The 16,916-nt window shown below is 72.8% G+C and carries 18 protein-coding genes and 1 riboswitch; of the genes, 13 read left to right on the top strand and 5 right to left on the bottom strand.

All coding sequences use genetic code 11. The features are described from left to right. The first annotated feature begins 27 nt into the window (after positions 1-27). From AB0F98_RS23440 to fabF, 4 genes are all read left to right on the top strand, one after another. Positions 28-954, top strand: coding sequence for an ACP S-malonyltransferase (locus AB0F98_RS23440; protein WP_357738744.1), 927 nt, complete (start codon positions 28-30; stop codon positions 952-954). Positions 955-1,072: 118 nt separating this feature from the next. Then, positions 1,073-2,017: a beta-ketoacyl-ACP synthase III gene (locus AB0F98_RS23435; RefSeq protein ID WP_357738741.1), complete on the top strand. Its 945-nt coding sequence runs from the start codon at positions 1,073-1,075 to the stop codon at positions 2,015-2,017. 85 nt (positions 2,018-2,102) lie between these two features. After that, complete coding sequence (locus tag AB0F98_RS23430) at positions 2,103-2,342, top strand: acyl carrier protein (protein WP_013735281.1); 240 nt, start codon at positions 2,103-2,105, stop codon at positions 2,340-2,342. Between the two features lie 2 nt (positions 2,343-2,344). After that, positions 2,345-3,571 carry a beta-ketoacyl-ACP synthase II gene (fabF, locus tag AB0F98_RS23425; RefSeq protein ID WP_357738736.1) on the top strand — a complete coding sequence of 409 codons (1,227 nt, stop codon included), beginning with the start codon at positions 2,345-2,347 and terminating at the stop codon, positions 3,569-3,571. 123 nt (positions 3,572-3,694) lie between these two features. On the opposite strand, the gene AB0F98_RS23420 is transcribed toward fabF, so the two are convergent. Continuing rightward, positions 3,695-3,913, bottom strand: coding sequence for a hypothetical protein (locus tag AB0F98_RS23420; RefSeq protein WP_357738733.1), 219 nt, complete (start codon positions 3,911-3,913; stop codon positions 3,695-3,697). Between the two features lie 96 nt (positions 3,914-4,009). On the opposite strand from AB0F98_RS23420, the gene AB0F98_RS23415 reads away from it, so the two are divergent. Then, positions 4,010-4,909, top strand: coding sequence for a MerR family transcriptional regulator (locus AB0F98_RS23415; RefSeq protein ID WP_357738730.1), 900 nt, complete (start codon positions 4,010-4,012; stop codon positions 4,907-4,909). Positions 4,910-5,081: 172 nt separating this feature from the next. Here AB0F98_RS23415 and AB0F98_RS23410 read toward each other — a convergent pair whose 3' ends face one another. Continuing rightward, positions 5,082-6,806, bottom strand: a complete 1,725-nt coding sequence (locus tag AB0F98_RS23410; protein WP_357738727.1) for a glycoside hydrolase family 3 N-terminal domain-containing protein — start codon at positions 6,804-6,806, stop codon at positions 5,082-5,084. A gap of 87 nt (positions 6,807-6,893) precedes the next feature. Further along, positions 6,894-7,385 (bottom strand): DUF3145 domain-containing protein, encoded by a 492-nt coding sequence (locus AB0F98_RS23405; protein WP_357738724.1) that lies wholly within the window; start codon positions 7,383-7,385, stop codon positions 6,894-6,896. A 319-nt stretch (positions 7,386-7,704) separates the two neighbouring features. On the opposite strand from AB0F98_RS23405, the gene AB0F98_RS23400 reads away from it, so the two are divergent. The 6 genes from AB0F98_RS23400 (at position 7,705) to AB0F98_RS23375 (ending at position 14,509) form a co-directional block, all read left to right on the top strand. After that, positions 7,705-8,034, top strand: a complete 330-nt coding sequence (locus AB0F98_RS23400) for a hypothetical protein (protein WP_076473997.1) — start codon at positions 7,705-7,707, stop codon at positions 8,032-8,034. Between the two features lie 265 nt (positions 8,035-8,299). After that, positions 8,300-9,238, top strand: coding sequence for an alpha/beta hydrolase (locus AB0F98_RS23395; protein WP_357738721.1), 939 nt, complete (start codon positions 8,300-8,302; stop codon positions 9,236-9,238). A 126-nt stretch (positions 9,239-9,364) separates the two neighbouring features. Next, the gene (locus tag AB0F98_RS23390; RefSeq protein WP_357738718.1) at positions 9,365-11,482 is read left to right on the top strand and encodes an AAA family ATPase; all 2,118 of its coding nucleotides are present in this window, start codon (positions 9,365-9,367) and stop codon (positions 11,480-11,482) included. Between the two features lie 108 nt (positions 11,483-11,590). After that, positions 11,591-12,505: a cation diffusion facilitator family transporter gene (locus AB0F98_RS23385; protein ID WP_357738715.1), complete on the top strand. Its 915-nt coding sequence runs from the start codon at positions 11,591-11,593 to the stop codon at positions 12,503-12,505. A 152-nt stretch (positions 12,506-12,657) separates the two neighbouring features. Further along, a riboswitch (cyclic di-AMP (ydaO/yuaA leader) is annotated at positions 12,658-12,790 on the top strand. A gap of 13 nt (positions 12,791-12,803) precedes the next feature. Beyond that, entirely contained in the window at positions 12,804-13,868 is a 1,065-nt protein-coding gene (locus AB0F98_RS23380) for a hypothetical protein (protein ID WP_357738995.1), read from the top strand. Positions 13,869-13,990: 122 nt separating this feature from the next. Continuing rightward, on the top strand, positions 13,991-14,509 hold the full coding sequence (locus AB0F98_RS23375) for a hypothetical protein (protein WP_357738712.1): 519 nt from the start codon (positions 13,991-13,993) through the stop codon (positions 14,507-14,509). A gap of 30 nt (positions 14,510-14,539) precedes the next feature. Here AB0F98_RS23375 and AB0F98_RS23370 read toward each other — a convergent pair whose 3' ends face one another. Next, positions 14,540-15,010, bottom strand: a complete 471-nt coding sequence (locus tag AB0F98_RS23370; RefSeq protein WP_357738709.1) for an SRPBCC family protein — start codon at positions 15,008-15,010, stop codon at positions 14,540-14,542. Positions 15,011-15,291: 281 nt separating this feature from the next. Then, complete coding sequence (locus AB0F98_RS23365) at positions 15,292-15,654, bottom strand: STAS domain-containing protein (protein ID WP_355143460.1); 363 nt, start codon at positions 15,652-15,654, stop codon at positions 15,292-15,294. A 354-nt stretch (positions 15,655-16,008) separates the two neighbouring features. Here AB0F98_RS23365 and AB0F98_RS23360 point away from each other — a divergent pair, with 354 nt between their 5' ends. Together AB0F98_RS23360 and AB0F98_RS23355 are read left to right on the top strand one after the other, a co-directional pair. Further along, positions 16,009-16,146, top strand: coding sequence for a hypothetical protein (locus AB0F98_RS23360; RefSeq protein WP_357738704.1), 138 nt, complete (start codon positions 16,009-16,011; stop codon positions 16,144-16,146). Between the two features lie 222 nt (positions 16,147-16,368). Continuing rightward, positions 16,369-16,776: a hypothetical protein gene (locus AB0F98_RS23355; RefSeq protein WP_357738702.1), complete on the top strand. Its 408-nt coding sequence runs from the start codon at positions 16,369-16,371 to the stop codon at positions 16,774-16,776. Positions 16,777-16,916: the final 140 nt, after the last annotated feature.

The raw sequence follows: 16,916 nt of genomic DNA, 5'->3' as shown, positions 1-16,916 counted from the left end.
CCGCGCGTATCCGGAAGAGTCGTAGTCGTGCTCGCCGTACTTTCTCCCGGGCAGGGTTCGCAGAAGCCCGGCTTCCTGACCCCCTGGCTCGACCTGGCCGGCGCTGAGGCGCGGCTGCGTTCGTGGTCCGCACTCGCCGGGGTCGATCTGGTGCACCTCGGCACGGCCGCGGACGCCGACGAGATCAAGGACACCGCCCGCACCCAGCCGCTGCTGGTCGCCGCCGCGCTGCTCGCCGGCGAGCACCTGCCGATGCAGGAAGTGTCGGTCACCGCCGGCCACAGCGTCGGCGAACTGGGCGCGGCCGCCCTGGCCGGCGTGCTCACCCCCGAGGACGCGATCACGCTGGCCGGCGTACGCGGTCGCGAGATGGCCGCCGCCTGCGCGCTGGAGCCGACCGGGATGGCCGCCGTGCTGGGCGGCGACCCCGACGAGGTGGTCGCCGCGATCGAGGCGCACGGCCTGTACCCCGCCAACCGCAACGGCACGGGCCAGATCGTCGCCGCCGGCGCGCTGGACAACCTCGACAAGCTCGCCGCCGAGCCACCGACGAAGGCCCGGATCATCCGCCTCCAGGTGGCCGGCGCGTTCCACACCCCGTACATGGCGCCGGCGGAGAGCGCGCTCGCCGCGGCGGCCGGCGCGATCACGCCGAGCGATCCGGCCCGCGTCCTGCTGTCGAACCTCGACGGCGCGGCGGTCGACCACGGCGGCGAGCTGGTGCAGCGCCTGGTCCGCCAGGTCACCGCCCCGGTCCGTTGGGACCTCTGCATGCGTACGCTCGCCGACCTCGGCGTCACCGGCGTGATCGAGCTGCCGCCGGCCGGCACGCTGGCCGGACTGGTCAAGCGGGAGTTCAAGGGCGGCAACGTCCCGGAGATCGTCACCCTGAACACCCCGGACGACCTTCCGGCCGCGCGCGACCTGATCGCCCGCGTCGGCGGGAAGCGGTGAGCGCGAGGAGCGATACGGGGCTGCAGATCCCGCAGTCACGAACGAACGACACCACGGTGAGCGCGAGGAACGAGACGGTCCTGCGGGCCCCGCAGTCGCGAACGAAAGGCATGAACTGATGGCCGGAAGCCGGATCGTCGCCCTGGGGCACTACCAGCCCTCCCGGATCGTCACCAACGACGACCTGGCCCGGATGGTCGACACGAACGACGAGTGGATCCGTGACCGGGTCGGCATCGTCACCCGCCGGATCGCCGGTGACGAGACGGTGGCCGACATGGCCGCTGCCGCCGCCGGCAAGGCACTGGCCAACTCCGGCCTCACCGCCGCCGACATCGACCTGGTCGTGGTCGCCACTTGCACCTCGGTGGACCGCAGCCCCAACGTGGCCTGCCGGGTGGCGGCCAAGCTCGGCATCAACGCGCCCGGGGCGTACGACATCAACACCGCCTGCTCGGGCTTCTCGTACGCGCTGGGCACCGTCGACCACGCGATCCGGGCCGGTGCGGCGCGCAACGCGATCGTCATCGGCGCGGAGAAGCTCTCCGACTTCACCGACTGGACCGACCGCTCGACCTGCATCATCTTCGGCGACGGCGCGGGTGCCGCGGTAGTCACCGCCAGCGGCGAGGACGAGCCCGCCGGGGTCGGGCCGGTGCTCTGGGGCTCGGTGCCCGAGAAGAGCGACGCGGTGCGGATCGAGGGCTGGCGCGCGTACGTGCAGCAGGAGGGCCAGACGGTGTTCCGCTGGGCGACCACCGCGCTCGCCCCGCTGGCCCTCCAGGCCTGCGAGCGGGCCGGGGTGGCCCCGTCCGAGCTGGCCGCGTTCGTGCCGCACCAGGCGAACGCACGGATCATCGACGGCATCGCGAAGCGGCTCGACATCCCCGACGCGATCATCGCCAAGGACATCGTCGAGTCCGGCAACACTTCGGCGGCGAGCGTGCCGCTGGCGCTGTCCAAGCTCGTCGAGCGGCGGGAGATCCCCTCCGGGGCCCCGGTGCTGCTCTTCGGCTTCGGCGGTGGCCTGACCTACGCGGGTCAGGTCGTCCGCTGCCCCTGAGACCCGACTCGACGCGCAGCGTCGAGGCGTACGTCGGCGGCGAGGCCGTCCGACGAGATCAACCCGATGAGAGGAACCAACCGTAATGACCCGTGACGAGATCACCGCCGGCCTCGCCGAGATCCTCGAAGAGGTTGCCGGGGTGAGCCCGGACGACGTGGCCGAGGGGAAGTCGTTCACCGACGACCTGGACGTCGACTCGCTCTCCATGGTGGAGGTCGTCGTGGCGGCCGAGGAGAAGTTCGGCGTCAAGATCCCGGACAACGAGGTGCAGAACCTCAAGACCGTCGGTGACGCGGTCAGCTACATCGAGGCGCAGTCCTGATCATGACTCGCCCCGACGTCGTCGTCACCGGGCTCGGCGCGACGACCCCGCTCGGCGGGGACGTCGCGTCGACCTGGGACGCCATGGTCGCCGGCCGCTCCGGGGTGAGTCCGCTCACCCAGGAGTGGGCGGCGCAACTGCCGGTCCAGATCGCCGCGCAGCTCGCCGTCGAACCTTCGGAGGTGCTGGACCGCGTCCGGCTGCGCCGGCTCGACCGCTCCGAGGCCATCGCCCTCATCGCGGCGCAGCAGGCATGGGCGGACGCCGGACTGGCCGACTCCGGGCTGGACCCGGAGCGGCTGGCGGTGAGCTTGGGCTCCGGCATCGGCGGCGCGACCACCCTTCTCGCCCAGGACGACATCCTCGAGGCATCAGGGCCACGCCGGGTGTCTCCGCACACCGTGCCGATGCTGATGCCGAACGGCCCGGCCGCCTGGGTCGGCATCGAGGTCGGCGCCAAGGCCGGTGTGCACTCGATGGCCAGCGCCTGCGCGACCGGTGCGGAGGCGATCGCGCTCGGCCTGGACATCATCCGGTCCGGCCGGGCCGATGTGGTGGTCGCCGGTGGCACCGAGGCGGTCGTCCACCCGCTGCCGATCGCCGGCTTCGCCTCGATGCGGGCGATGTCCACCCGCAACGACGAGCCGGAGAAGGCCTCTCGGCCGTGGGACAAGGGCCGGGACGGCTTCGTCCTCGGCGAGGGTGCGGGTGTCCTCATCCTGGAGCGGGCCGATCACGCGGCCGCGCGTGGAGCCCGCGTGTACGCACGGGTGGCGGGCGCCGGCATCACCTCCGACGCGTTCGACATCGTGCAGCCGCACAACGAGGGCGAGGGTGCGATCCGGGCGATCACGAAGGCGATCGCCGACTCGGGTGTCGCGAAGCAGGACATCGTGCACGTCAACGCGCACGCCACGTCCACCCCGATCGGCGACATGCTGGAGATCGGCGCGCTGCACAAGGCGCTCGGCGACCACCCGGTGCTCTCCGCGACCAAGTCGATGACCGGGCACCTGCTCGGCGCGGCCGGCGCGCTCGAGTCGATCGCCACCATCCTCGCCATCCGTGATGGTGTCGTTCCGCCGACGATCAACCTCGACGACCCGGACGAGGCCCTCACCCTGGACGTGGCCGCCCACAAGGCGCGCAACATGGAGATCCCCGCCGCGCTGAACAACGCGTTCGGCTTCGGTGGGCACAACGTGGCGCTCGTCTTCACGCGGCCCTGAGCACAGTCCGGGCGGCGCAGGTGACCACCGCCGTCCCGGTTGGCCGGAACGCCCACGGCAACCTCCCCCGGTAACGACTGACACACAAGGGCCCGCGCTCGTGAGCGCGGGCCCTTTCGCTTGTCAGCCCCGGTTGCGCGGGTGTCGCTGCGCCGTCCGCTCGGTGCCGCGGCGGTAGTTGCCGGTCCATCGCGCCATCACCAGTTGCGGGTCGTCGTCGACCTCGGTGAGGAACCTCGCGGCTCGATCACCGCGCAGGGTGACGGCGGCCCGCCCGTGGTGCCGGATCACCACGGTGCCGTCGGCCCGTTCGACATACCCGAACCCCTCCGCCTTCGCCATGTGGTCGAGGGTGTCAGGGCGGCCCGGGACGGCGCGACCGGATTCTCCGCCGATCGGGTTGACTCTCCAGTGGCTGGAGACGGGAGGCTCACCGCTGTGAACGACAGCACCGACCTGTTCGGCATCGGGCAGCTCGCCCGCCGGACCGGCCTCACCGTGCGGACCATCCGGTTCTGGTCGGACCTGGGGCTGCTGCCGCCGACGGCCCGCTCGGCCGCCGGCTACCGGCGCTACGACGCGGCCGCGGTGGCCCGGCTTGAGCTGCTGAGCAGCCTGCGTGAACTGGGCTTCGGCCTGGACGACGTACGCCGGATCCTGGACCGGCAGGCGAACGTGCAGGACGTGGCGCGGGCGCACCTGCTGGCGCTGGACGCGGAGATCCGTACGCTGCGGCTGCGCCGGGCGGTGCTGCGGTCGATCACACGACGTGGCAGCACGACCGAGGAGTTGAGACTCATGAACGACCTGGCCCGCCTCTCCGCACGGGAGCGGCAGCAGATCATCGACGGTTTCGTCGCCGAGGTGTTCGCCGGCGTCGAGGGCCCTCCGGCCGGACTGGCGCAAGCCATGCGGGCACTGCCTGCGGAACTGCCCGACGAGCCCACCGACGAGGAGGTGAACGCCTGGCTGGAGCTGGCCGAACTGGTGGCCGACCCGGAGTTCCGCCGACGGGTACGCCAGATGGCCGTGGCCGGTACGACCGACGAGCCGGCACCCTCGCCGGAGCCGATGGCGAAACTCGAGCTGGCACGCGCGGCGGTGACCGCCGGAACCGACCCGGCCTCGCCGGAGGGGCGGGCGGTGCTCGACGAGATGGTGAGTCCCACGCTCACCCCGGATCAGCGCCGGGCGTTGGCCGACTCCCTCGACACCTTCACCGACCGGCGGGTCGAGCGGTACTGGCAGCTGATCGGGGTGCTCAACGGCCGGGAGCCGTTCCCGCCCGCCGTCCCGGCGGTGGAGTGGCTGATCGCCGCTCTGCGCGCTGACCGCTGACCCCCGTCGGGGTCGCGCCCTCCGCCTGCGACGCGCGGTCGGGCGGCGTCCAGCGCCGATCCCCCGGGTTGGCCGGGCCACCGCCGCTGTGCCTGCCCGACCCGCGGGCCCGGGGCGTACCGGCGAAGCAGTTCGATCCGGACGCCCCGGGCCGTACGCAGCCCTGAGCGGGTCAGCTGTCGCAGGTGGTGGCGGGCAGGCCGGTCACCTTGACCGGGGACCGGCCGCCGGGACGGGCCTTGCCGGCCAGCACGGCGGCCAGCCCGTTCATGGCCGCCCGGCTGGACGAGTAGGTGGCCAGCAACGTCGGCGACTTGGCCTTGGCCAGCACGTACGGGGTGTCCATGGCGACCGTCACGGCAGCGTCGGCGCGCAGGTCGCCGGTGCCGTCGCCGTAGCCGACCAGGTGCACCACGGTTCCGCCGCTGGGCACCACCCGCACCCCGGCTGCCTTCAGGGCGTCGGCCAGCAGGGCTCGCGTCTTGTCCCGCCCGTCCGAGGAGGTGACCGTCACCGGTCCCGGGATCGGGGCGGTGTCGCAGGAGCCGCGCAGCACCGTCACCGCCGCGGCGGCGAGCGCGTCCGCCGCCTTGCGGTGCTCCGGGTCGTTCAACGTCGACATGTCCGGGGCGGTCGTGCCGGCCAGCCGGAACTTCATGGTGAGCACCCGGGTCACCGCGTCGACGAGCCGGGCCCGGGGCAGCGATCCGTCGCGCAGCGCGGCGAGCAGTCCGTCGTACGCCTGGCTGACGTTGGGGGTCATCAGGATGAGGTCGTTGCCGGCGTTCAGCGCGCGCACGGCAGCCTCCCCCGGCGACCAGCGCTTGGCCGGTTCCATGTTCATGCCGTCGGTGATCACGACGCCCTGGAAGCCGAGCTGGCCGCGGAGCACGTCGGTGAGGAGCTTGTGCGAGAAGGTCGCGGGGGTGCCCGGGTCGACCGACCGTACGTCGAGGTGGGCGGACATGACCGCCATGGTGCCCGCGTCGATGCCCGCCTTGAAGGACGGCCAGGCGTCGGCCTCCAGCGTCGCCCGGGACTGGGTCAGGGCCGGCAACTCCTTGTGGGAGTCGTCCGCGCTGTGCCCGTGCCCGGGGAAGTGCTTGAGGGTGGCCGCCACCCCGGCGCCCTGCAGGCCACGGACGGCAGCGCCCACCTGCGGCGAGACGCGCTTCTGGTCGGAGCCGAAGGACCGGGAACCGATCACCGTGCTGCGGGTGGCGAGCACGTCGGCGACGGGCGCGAAGTCCAGGTTGATCCCCAGCGCGGCCAGCTCGGCGCCGGCGGCCCGCCAGGCCGCCTCGGTCAGCGCCGGGTCACCTGCCGCCCCGGCGGCCAGGGCGCTGGGCAGCGCGGTCACCCCGTCGGTGATCCGGGTCACCACGCCGTACTCCTGGTCGGTGCCGATCAGGAACGGAGCGGCGCCGGTGGGCAGCTTGGCCGCGGCGTCGCGCAGCCCGGTGGTCAGCTCACGGACCTGCTCCGCGCTGTCCACGTTCGTGGTCTCCTGGTTGCCCTGGGTCGGGTCGTCGGCGCTGAAGCCGACCAGGATCAGTCCGCCCAGGTGGTACTTGGCGATCATCTCGGCGGGGGTGTCGACCCCGGCGAGCGCCTGGTTGCCGGCCGCCGAGCCGGATGAGACCTCGGACGCCGAGCTGCCGTAGGCGTACGGCATCAGCACCTGGCCGGCGAGGTCCTCGTCCGTGAGCGTGCCGACCAGGGCGGCGGCGCGGGCCGCCGGGTCACTGGCCGACGGCGCGGTCGACGGGGACGGCGGGGCCGACGGCGATGGCGGCGACGGGCGCTCCTCGGCTCCTGAGCAACCGGAGGCGAGCAGGGCGGTCAGGGCTACGACGGCGACGATGGCGCGGTGGGGGCGAATCGACACACCGCCCATCCCACCAGTTCACCGCGTATCGGGGCAACTCGGCCGGTCGGCGCCGCGCGACCGCCGGTGAGGATCGACACGCCGCGACGTCTCCGCTCAGCCGACCCGGGTGAGCAGGGTCACCGGGGCGCCGTCGCCGGCGTAACGGTACGGCTCCAGTTCCGCGTCCCACGCGGTGCCGAGGGCCTTCTCGACAGCGTGCGCGATCGCTTCCGGGGCGCGGGCGGTCGCCAGGATGCTGCGCAGCCGGTCCTCGCCCAGCTGGATGTCACCGGCCGCACCGACGGTGGCCCGGAACAGGCCGCGCCCCGGGACGTGCATGAAGCGCTCGCCGTCGGCCCCGGGACTCGGCTCCTCGGTCACCTCGAAACGGATCATGGGCCACTGCCGGAGGGCAGCAGCCAGATCGGCGCCCGTTCCCGGACGGCCGGTCCACCCGCACTCGGCCCGGCGTGCGCCGGGGTCGACGGGCTGTGCGGTCCACTGCAGGTTGACCGGCGCGGCGAGGACGCGCGCGATCGCCCACTCGACGTGCGAGCACACGGCGAGCGGGGTCGAGTGGACGTATACGACGCCACGCGTTGGCACGGTGACCTCCCGGAGAGCGAGGTGCGTCTTCCCCTACGACCTCGACCACCCGAGTGGCTCCTGCGACACATGATGACTGGTGTGACGGACGGTGCGCCAGAGAATCGGAAAATTCACCGGGTAGAACCGCCGGAATAGCCGGAAGGGTGGCCGCCGTTGGAACCCACGACGGCGCGATGACCAGCCAGGGATCGTGGTCGTGTACAGTTCCATCGGCGGCTTGTGCCGCGCACGTCTTTCGCGGGCTATCCATCCGGAGTCGTCCGCAACAGCCCCCGGACGTTCAAGTCCTCCCGTACGTCTTGCAAGGAGTACCTCCGTGGCGAGCAACACCTCTAAGACCGCGCGCGCGTCCGTCCGGGCCGGCCAGGCTGGCCAGGGTGGCGCCCTCAGCGTGCTGGGCGAGTTTAAGTACCTCATCCCGCTCAACGGCGGCAAGCACGCCTACGTGCGGAACCTGACCAACGGCAAGACCGCGCACCTGCGCACCGACTCCGAGGCCTTCGTCGAGGAGATCCGGGTGCTGGCCGCCGCCGGGCACGCCGCCAAGATTCGCGCCGAGCTGAACACGCTGGCCGAGGCGCACCCCGGTGACGGCTGGGACGCGACCGAGAAGCGCCTGGTCGAGGCCGGCGTCTTCGAGGGCTGAGCCCTCTCTCTGAGCAACACGTAACCGCCCGCCGGGACATCCCGGCGGGCGGTTCTGCGTTCCCACCCCGAACCGGCCCGGCCCACCCCACCCCCGTGATCATGAGATCGGCCGCAAGCGACATCGCCGAAACCTCATGATCGGCAGATGCGGGGCTGTGGCGGGGATCTTTTCACCGCCAGGGTTGGCGTGGTGTCATGGCGGGTAGCCGGTGTTACCACCGGGTACGCCGGTGGGAAGATCCGGGCGGCCCGGGGAGGCGGCGATGCCGGAGCAGTCGGAGGTACGCCTGGCCGACGGAGTGCGCCTGCACGTCGAGACGTCCGGCCCGGCCGACGCCGAGGTCACCATGATCCTGCTGCACGGCTGGACGCTGGACGCGCGGAGCTGGCACCGGCAACTCACGACGCTGAGCGAGACGGTCGGCACGACGGTGCGACTGGTCGCGTACGACGCCCGCGGTCACGGACGCTCCAGCTGCATGCCACTGCGTACGGCCACCCTGGCGCAACTCGGCGACGATCTCCACGCAGTGGTCGACGCGCTGGCCCCGACGGGCCGGATCGTCCTGGTCGGGCACTCCCTGGGCGGAATGACGATCATGGAGTACGCGCACCGGCATCCCGAGCACTTCTCGGCACGTACGGCCGGCCTCGCCTTCATCTCGACCACCGCCGAGGGGCACACGCACACCGCCTACGGGCTCTCCTCCCGCATCACCCGGCTGATCCGGCTCGCCGAGACCACCGGCGCCGGCGTACTCGCCCGCTGCGGCTCATGGCGGCCGCCGCTGGCGCTGCTACGCGCACTGCGCCCGAGCATCCGGTGGCTGCTCTTCGGCGACCGGTGCGACCCGGCCGACATCCGGCTGGTCACGTCGGCGGTGGCCCGCGCCTCGCTCCGCTCGATCGGCGGGTTCCGCGCCTCGATCGGGGCGCAGCACCGCCTGGCGACCGTCGCCGAACTGGCCCACCTACCGGCCGCCGCCCTCGTCGGCGACCGGGATCGGCTCACCCCGCCGCCGTGCGCCGAGTCGATCGCCGCCGCGCTGCCGACCGCCGAGTTGACCGTCTGTCCCGGCGCCGGGCACATGCTCATGATGGAACGGCCCGACGAGGTGAACTCCGCCCTGCTCGGAGTGCTCCACCAGGTGCTCGGCCGACCGCTGTCCGCCGGTCCGCTCACGCCCGCTTCGCCGGCCTGACGAGGCGCTACGCCGTACCTGGCGAAGCGGTACCACCGGCCGGGGCCGTACCCTCGTTCGGTTGGCCCGGCGTGCGGCCCGCGGCGTACCGCGGTGCCCGTCGCCGGTGAGGGATCAGGAGCACGCGTGACCGACCAGACCACCCTGGAGCAGGAGATGGCCGTCGAGCAGCGGCATCTCGACCGGGTGTACTCCCGACTCGCCGAGCTGCGGCAGTCGGCGGTCCGCGCCGAACGGGACGGCTACCGGCTCGCCCGGGTCGGGAACTTCGGCGCGCTGGTCGAGCGGGACGCCATGGTCTTCCACGCGGCACAGCGGCGGCACGCCCTGGACGCCGAGCACGAGGGACTGGTCTTCGGCCGGCTCGACCTGCGCGACCGCCAGGTGCTGCACATCGGCCGGCTCGGCATCCGGGACGAGAACGCGGTCAGTCTCGTGGTCGACTGGCGGGCGCCGGCCGCCGCCGCGTTCTACCAGGCGACTCCGGCCCAGCCGCTCGGCGTGGTACGCCGACGGACCATCCAGTCGAGCCGGGAGCGGGTCGTACGGATCGAGGACGACCTGCTCGACCCGGGTGCCGCTCCGCCGGACATGGCAGTGGTCGGCGACGGCGCGTTGCTCGCCACGCTCTCCCGCGCGACCGGGCGGGGCATGCGGGACATCGTGGCCACGATCCAGCGCGAACAGGACGAGGCGATCCGCTCCCCCGGCTCCGGCGTCACGATCGTCTCGGGCGGGCCCGGCACCGGCAAGACGGCCGTCGCCCTGCACCGGGCCGCGTACCTGCTCTACTCCGACCGCAGCCGGTACGCCGGCGGCGGCATCCTGGTCGTCGGACCCTCCTCGGTCTTCGTCGAGTACATCGCCTCGGTGCTGCCCTCCCTCGGCGAGGAGACCGCCACGCTGCACTCGCTGGGCACGCTGTTCCCGGGGATGAGCGCGACCCGGACAGACGCGCCCGAGGTCGCCGCCGTGAAGGGCTCCCTGCGTATGCGCCGGGTGCTGGAGCGCGCGGTCCGGGACGCCGTGCCGGACGGTCCGACGGAGCTGCGTCTGCTCTACCGCGGCGAACTGCTGCGGCTGGACCGGCGGGACCTGGACGGGATCCGGGATCGCGCGCTGCCGCGGGGCGCCCGCCGCAACGAGGTGCGCCGGGCCGGCTTCGACGGGGTCTTCGCGGCGCTCTGGGCCCAGGCCCGCCGCCTGAACATCAGCAGGTTGCCGGAGCAGCGCGCCTTCGAGGACGAGATCGCCGACCGGCCGGAATTCCGGGAGTTCCTCAAGGCCTGGTGGCCGAGGCTGCACCCCCGGCACGTGCTGGGTTGGCTGGCGCGCCCCGAGCGGCTGCGCCAGTACGCGGGCGGCGTTCTCTCCGGAGCGGAGATCCGGCTGCTGGCGAGCGCGTACCGGACGCTGGACAGCGAGGGGTTGACGATCGCCGACATCGCGCTCCTCGACGAGCTCGACGCGCTGCTCGGCAAGCCCGTGCAGCCGGCCCGGCGGAAACGGGATCCGTTCCAGCTGGCGGGTGGCGTACGTGAGCTGAGCACGTACGCGGACCGGCAACGGGCCGCCCGGGAGGCGGCCCGGGAGCGCCCGGCCGACTACCGGGAGTACGCGCACGTGGTGGTGGACGAGGCGCAGGACGTGTCGCCGATGCAGTGGCGGATGATCGGCCGCCGTGGCCGTCTGGCGTCCTGGACGGTGGTCGGCGACCCGGCGCAGACGGCGTGGACCGGTGATCCGGCGGAGTTGACGCGCGCCCGGGACCAGGCGCTGGGCCGGCGTCGTCGGCAGAACTTCACCCTCACCACCAACTACCGCAACTCGGCCGAGATCTTCGCGGTGGCGGCGGCCGAGATCCGCCGGCTCGACCCGGACCTGGCGCTGCCCACCGCGGTCCGGTCCACCGGGATCGATCCGGTCGAGCTGGCGGTGCCGCGGGCGGAGCTGGAGAGCGCGACGGTGGCGGCCACCGCGGCCCTGCTGGGTGAGGTGGAGGGGACGGTCGGAGTGATCACGCCGGCGCCCCGCCGGGACGAGGTGGCCGGCTGGCTCGGCACGGTCGGCGGGTCCCGCCTACAGGTGGTGACCAGCCTGGAAGCGAAGGGTATGGAGTACGACGGGGTGGTGCTGGTCGCGCCGAGCGAGATCCGGGCGGATCCCGGCTCGGGCGTCCGGACGCTCTACGTGGCGCTCTCCCGGGCCACTCAGCGGCTCAGCACGATCGACCCGACCGGCTGACCGGTCCCCCGGCGGCTCTGCCTCAGCCCCCGGCACGGCCGACAGTTGCACACATTGCGATGTGAGCATATGTTTGAGAGGTTCCGACCGTCGGCGGAGGGTGGTCTCGTGGGCGCAGGGCATGGCCACGACGAGTCGGTGGTGAACGCCGCGCAGCACCACCGCGGCCGGCTCTGGGCGGCATTCGCCCTGCTGGCGGCCCTGATGCTGGTCGAGGCGGTCGCCGCCTTCCGGACCGGCTCGCTGGCCCTGCTGTCCGACGCCGGGCACATGTTCACCGACGTGCTCGGCATCGGCATGGCCCTCGCGGCGATCACCGCCACCCGACGGGCCGGTCACGACCCCCAACGCACCTTCGGCCTCTACCGCCTCGAGGTGCTCGCCGCGCTGGCGAACGCCGTACTGCTCTCCGGGGTCGCGGTCTACGTGGTGGTCGAGGCCGTCGGCCGGTTCGGCGACCCGCCGGAGGTGCTCGCCGGCCCGATGCTGGCGGTGGCCGTGCTGGGCCTGCTGGCCAACGTGGCCGCCTTCTGGCTGCTGCGACCCGGTGCCCGGGAGAGCATCAACCTCCAGGGCGCCTACCTCGAGGTCCTCGGCGACCTGCTCGGCTCGCTCGGGGTGATCGCGGCGGCGCTGCTCATCACGTTTACCGGCTGGTGGTGGACGGACCCGTTGGTGGCGGTGGCGATCGGCCTGTTCATCCTGCCGCGCACCTGGCGGCTCGGGCGGGCGGCGGTCCGCATCCTGGTCCAGGCCGCCCCGGAGCATCTTCAGGTGACGGCGGTGCACGACCGGCTGGCCGCGGTGCCCGGCGTGGCCGGCGTACACGACCTGCACGTCTGGACGCTCACCTCGGGCATGGAGGTGGCCTCGGCGCACCTCACCATGGCGCCCGGCGCGGAGGTCGGCACCGTGCTCGCGGCGGCTCGGGAGGCACTCCACGAGGACTTCCACATCGAGCACGCGACGTTGCAGATCGAGCCCGGCGCGGCCCCTGGGGCCTGCGGGGCGGTCGAATGGTGACGGGAACACCCGGGGTTTTCGGACGCATGATGCGGTTATGCCGTAATTTCCGGTGAGCCCAGCGGCACGGGGAGTCACAACTGCTGCACGAGTCCCACCGGCACCGGTAGGCTCGGTCCCGGTCTCCGCCAGGAGGCGCCCACCAGCGCCGGCGGCGACCGCCGCCTAATCGCCGACGTTCGGCGAGCCGGGGAACCACGTTCCTGGGGTGCATCCGCGCGAGCGGTAGGGATCTTCCGTCCCGAACCCGTCAGCTAACCCGGTCGGCGGCTGACGGAAGGACATGTGCATGCCAGTAGTGGCACCCGTACGACGACGCGCCGCCCGGATGGCGGCCCTGATCGCCGCGGCGCTCGCCCTCGCCCTCGCGGCCACCCCCGGCACCGGCACCGCGGCCACGCCCCCGGCGGCTCTGCCCGCCGCGGCCCCCAGCACCGACGCCGAGGGCGGCACCCCCGCCCTGCGCGCCCAGTTGGAGGCGGCCAGCAAGGGTTGGCTCGACGCGAAGGCAGCCCTGGCCCGCTCCGTGACAAGGCAGCAGCAGCTCGCCGACCGGCTCAAGAAGACCGACGCCGAACTGGCGGAGCGCAGCGGCAAGGTCGGCGAGATCGCCGGGGTCGCCTACCGCACCGGCCGGCTCGGCGCGGTCTCGGCTCTGCTCAGCAGCAGCAGCCCGGAGGGCTTCATGGACCGCGCCGCCGCCCTGGAGGCCGTCGCTTCCAACGAGGACCGGGCGCTGCGTGACCTGATGGCGACCCGGGACGAGGCGAACCGGACCCGCGTCGCGCTGAACGGTGAGATCAAGGAGCAGCGCAAGCAGGTCGCCGTGATGGCGAAGCGCAAGCAACAGGCCGAGCGAGCCCTCGAGGTGGCCAACGCGACAGCGGTCCATTCCTCCGCCGGCGGGTCCAACCGGGGCACCTCCACCGCGAACGCCGACCCGGCGCCACGCAACCCAGACGGCTCCTGGCCCAAGGAGTCGTGCAGCGTCAACGATCCGACACCGGCGAGCGGCTGCATCACCCCGCGCGCGCTGCACGCGCTGGAGCAGGCCAAGGCGGCCGGCTTCAGCCGCTACGTCTCGTGCCATCGCAACGGCGGTTCCGGCGAGCATCCCAAGGGGCGGGCATGCGACTTCGCCGCGCAGAAGAACGGCTTCGGCGGTGACGCCACCGGCGGCGACAAGACGTACGGCAACAACCTGGCCGCGTACTTCATCCGCAACTCCGACCGGCTCGCGGTGCTCTACGTGATCTGGTACCGGCAGATCTGGCTGCCCAGCAGCGGATGGAAGTCGTACAGCGGGGCGGGCGGAGACCCGTCCAGCGATCACACCAACCACGTGCACCTCTCGGTGTACTGACGCCGCGGTGCGGGTGGCGGCCCCGGCGGCCACCCGCACTGCCCGGGTACGTTCCGCAACGTAGCCACGATGTCGCCGGCCGGCGGACGATCCGGCCGGCCCGCACGGGCAGCATCGAGGCCATGACCCGAACACCGCCGACCGTGCGTAAGGCTCTGCTCACGCTGCACCTGGTCACCTCACTGGGCTGGCTCGGGACCGACCTCGTACTGCTCGCGTTGGGCGTGGCGGTGCTGCGCGGCGCCGACGCAGCCACGGTCTATCCGGTCGCCGCGTTGATCGGCACGACGCTCTTCACGCCGCTGGCCGTAGCGGTGTGGGTGGTCGGCGTGGCCAGCGCCCTGCTGACCCCGTGGAAGCTGTTTCGGTACCGCTGGGTGCTGGTGAAACTGCTGATCACCACGGTGATGGTCGGGCTCGTGCTGTTCCTGCTCACGCCGAACCTGCGCGCCGCCGGCGACCTCGGGGCCGCGCTTCCGGCGCACGACCGCGCCGACCTGGTGATCGCGCCCGCCGTGTCGACCAGCTTGATGATCATCGCGACGGTGCTCTCGACGTACAAGCCGTGGGGGCGGATGCGGCCGGCCGGACCGGCGGCGAGGCGCGGGCGCCCCGCGGTGGCCGGCCGCGCGGGTGCCTGATCGTTTCGCCGGCCGCTGTCGCGGTGCCGGTCATTGTGCGGTGGGCGGGCTCTCCCGGTGTCGTTCGAGCGCGGAGACGAGCCGGTTGGCCAGTGCCAGGTGCGCCGCGCGGGCCTGCCGGAAGGCGTACGCGAACAGCGGCGCCGGCGCGGCGAGGGTGATCTCGACGTCGATGCGCACGAGCCCGTCCGCCTCGGCACGCAGCAAGGTGTGATTGCGCACCATGGTCGCCGGCCACTGCCGAGCCACGGTCACGATCTCGTCGTCCGCCCGGACCAGCACGTCGGCCCGGTACGTCACCGGGAACCGCAGCGACCCGGCGGCCAGCCGGTCGGTGATGGCGTAGCTGGCCCTGGCTCCCGGCCGGGGCGGCAGGCGGCGGACCCGGACGACCAACGGGTGCAGTGCGCCCTGCCGGCCCAGGTCGCCGAGCAGCGCGGCGGCGTCGGTCAGGGCACAGCGCGCCTGCACGGTGTAACTGAAGGAATCGCGCCTGAGCACACCGCCTCCCGCCGTCGCCGGTCGCCCGATCCTCGCCTACCCGAGGCGGGGTGGCAACGGCTGAGCGGGCCACGGAGCGCATGCCGTGGTTTCGGATACCTGTCGCATGACGGGCGGCGCGGGCCGCGGGAGCCGGAACCAGGGCCGGAGGCAGCGCGTGAACGGACACGCGTTCGCGCCACTCCCCTGCTCATGGGGTGACCGTGGACCTCGCGAGCCCGCCTACGGGTGACCGTGGGCCTCGTGGACCTCGCGCCGACCCGGACGAGGGGTGGCGCGACTCAGGCGCCGGGAAGCACCTCAGGTGTGGCGGTGCCGGCGTAGTAGGGCTCGGGAGCGCCGAACAGGCCGAGCAGGCCGGTCACCCAAAGCTGCCGGTGCACGAACCGGCTCGGCTCGGTGACGGCGAGCTTGACGCCGCTCACCTCGGCGGTCTGGAAGCCGGCGACCATCGCGCTGATGCCGACGGAGTCGATGAAGGTGACGAGGCGCATGTTGAGCTCGATGCGCGCCGGGCGCCCCTTGGCCAGCACCTCGGCGATCGCTTCGCGCACCTCGTACGCGGTGTCCACGTCGATCTCGCCCCGCGGGGCGATCTCCACGACACCACCGGGAAGAACCGACTTCACGATCGACAGGCTCACGCGAGCACCTCCACCCGCCCGTCCCCCGGGCGTCTCATCAGTACGCGGGCCGCGACCGAGAGTATTCCTCCGATGGCCTCGGTCGCCACCCCCGGGGGATGAGCAATTCGCGGATCAGGGCACATTTCGTCACCCCTGTCCGGATTCTTCTCTTCGTCTGTTCGTTCAACGGCCCGTCGCGGGCCGACGTATCGCCGCCCAGGGTAACCGGTGAAGGCCAGTCGGGCCGAAACGACGCGGCCCCGGACGGCTCCGGACGTCATGACCAGGCATCGATCGGTCCCCGCGAGCCCGATTCGCGCTTGCCCCTGCCGCCTAGCATCGGCCGGGAGTCCACCACAGAGGGGATGATCAATGATCAAGAGACTGGCCACGCTGGCCGGCGTCGGTGCCCTGCTCGCCCTCGTACTGGCCTGCGGCTTCGGCGGTGGCGACGACGATGACGATGACGACGACTTCGCTCGTGGTGCGGCCGTCGTCCTGGCGCGCTGACCGCGACACCTCCTTCTCGGACCTGCCGGCCGCCCGATCGCGGCCGGCAGTTCGATGCCGGGGCCGAACCGGGACGTGCCGGTGGATGACCCGGGTGGGCGGTTCGGTGGGTTTGGGGTGCCGATGGCCGGGGCACTGCCGGGTAGGCCAACCGTGACGCGCCGGTCCGGACGGCCGATGCCGACCCGGCCACCGCGGCCGGCACCCCGAGGAGGTAACCCGATGTTCGGAACGAACCTGCTGGACCGCCGCAGCAGACCCGAGCGGATCGCGGACCACGCCTGGCAACACCTGGTCTCCACGGTCAACGCCGCCGGGGACACCGTCCGAGGCACCGCCCGCTCCGCCCAGCGCGGCGGTCACCGCCTCGGCGACGGGGCAGGCGACCTGGTCGGCAACGCCGCCGACGAGGCACGCCGCCGAGCCACCTTCGCGTTCGATGCGCTCGCCGGTCGCCGACCGGCGCTGCCCTGGACGCTGCTGATCGGCGTGGCGCTGGTCGGTGCCGCGATCGGCTGGGCCGCCGGCACCGCCGCACGGGCCGCCGGGAGTCGCGAGGACCGCGCGGTCGACGACATCGACTTCGTGGATGTGGACCGCCCCAACTCCCCGGTCGACCTGGACACCTGACCGGAGCGGACGCGACACGACCGCGGATCCACGTCGGACGACGGGTTCGAGCGCTGGGAGGCGGCAGCGCGGGCCACCGGGTTTCGCTGAAGTCCGGGGTGTCCGGCGTTCGATGACACCCCGGACATCCACGAGGTCGA

The organism is Micromonospora sp. NPDC023737, from assembly GCF_040639715.1.
Taxonomy (GTDB): Bacteria; Actinomycetota; Actinomycetes; order Mycobacteriales; family Micromonosporaceae; genus Micromonospora.
The sequence above is the reverse complement of the archived record's forward strand: the minus strand, read 5'-3'. Positions and strand labels throughout refer to the sequence as shown.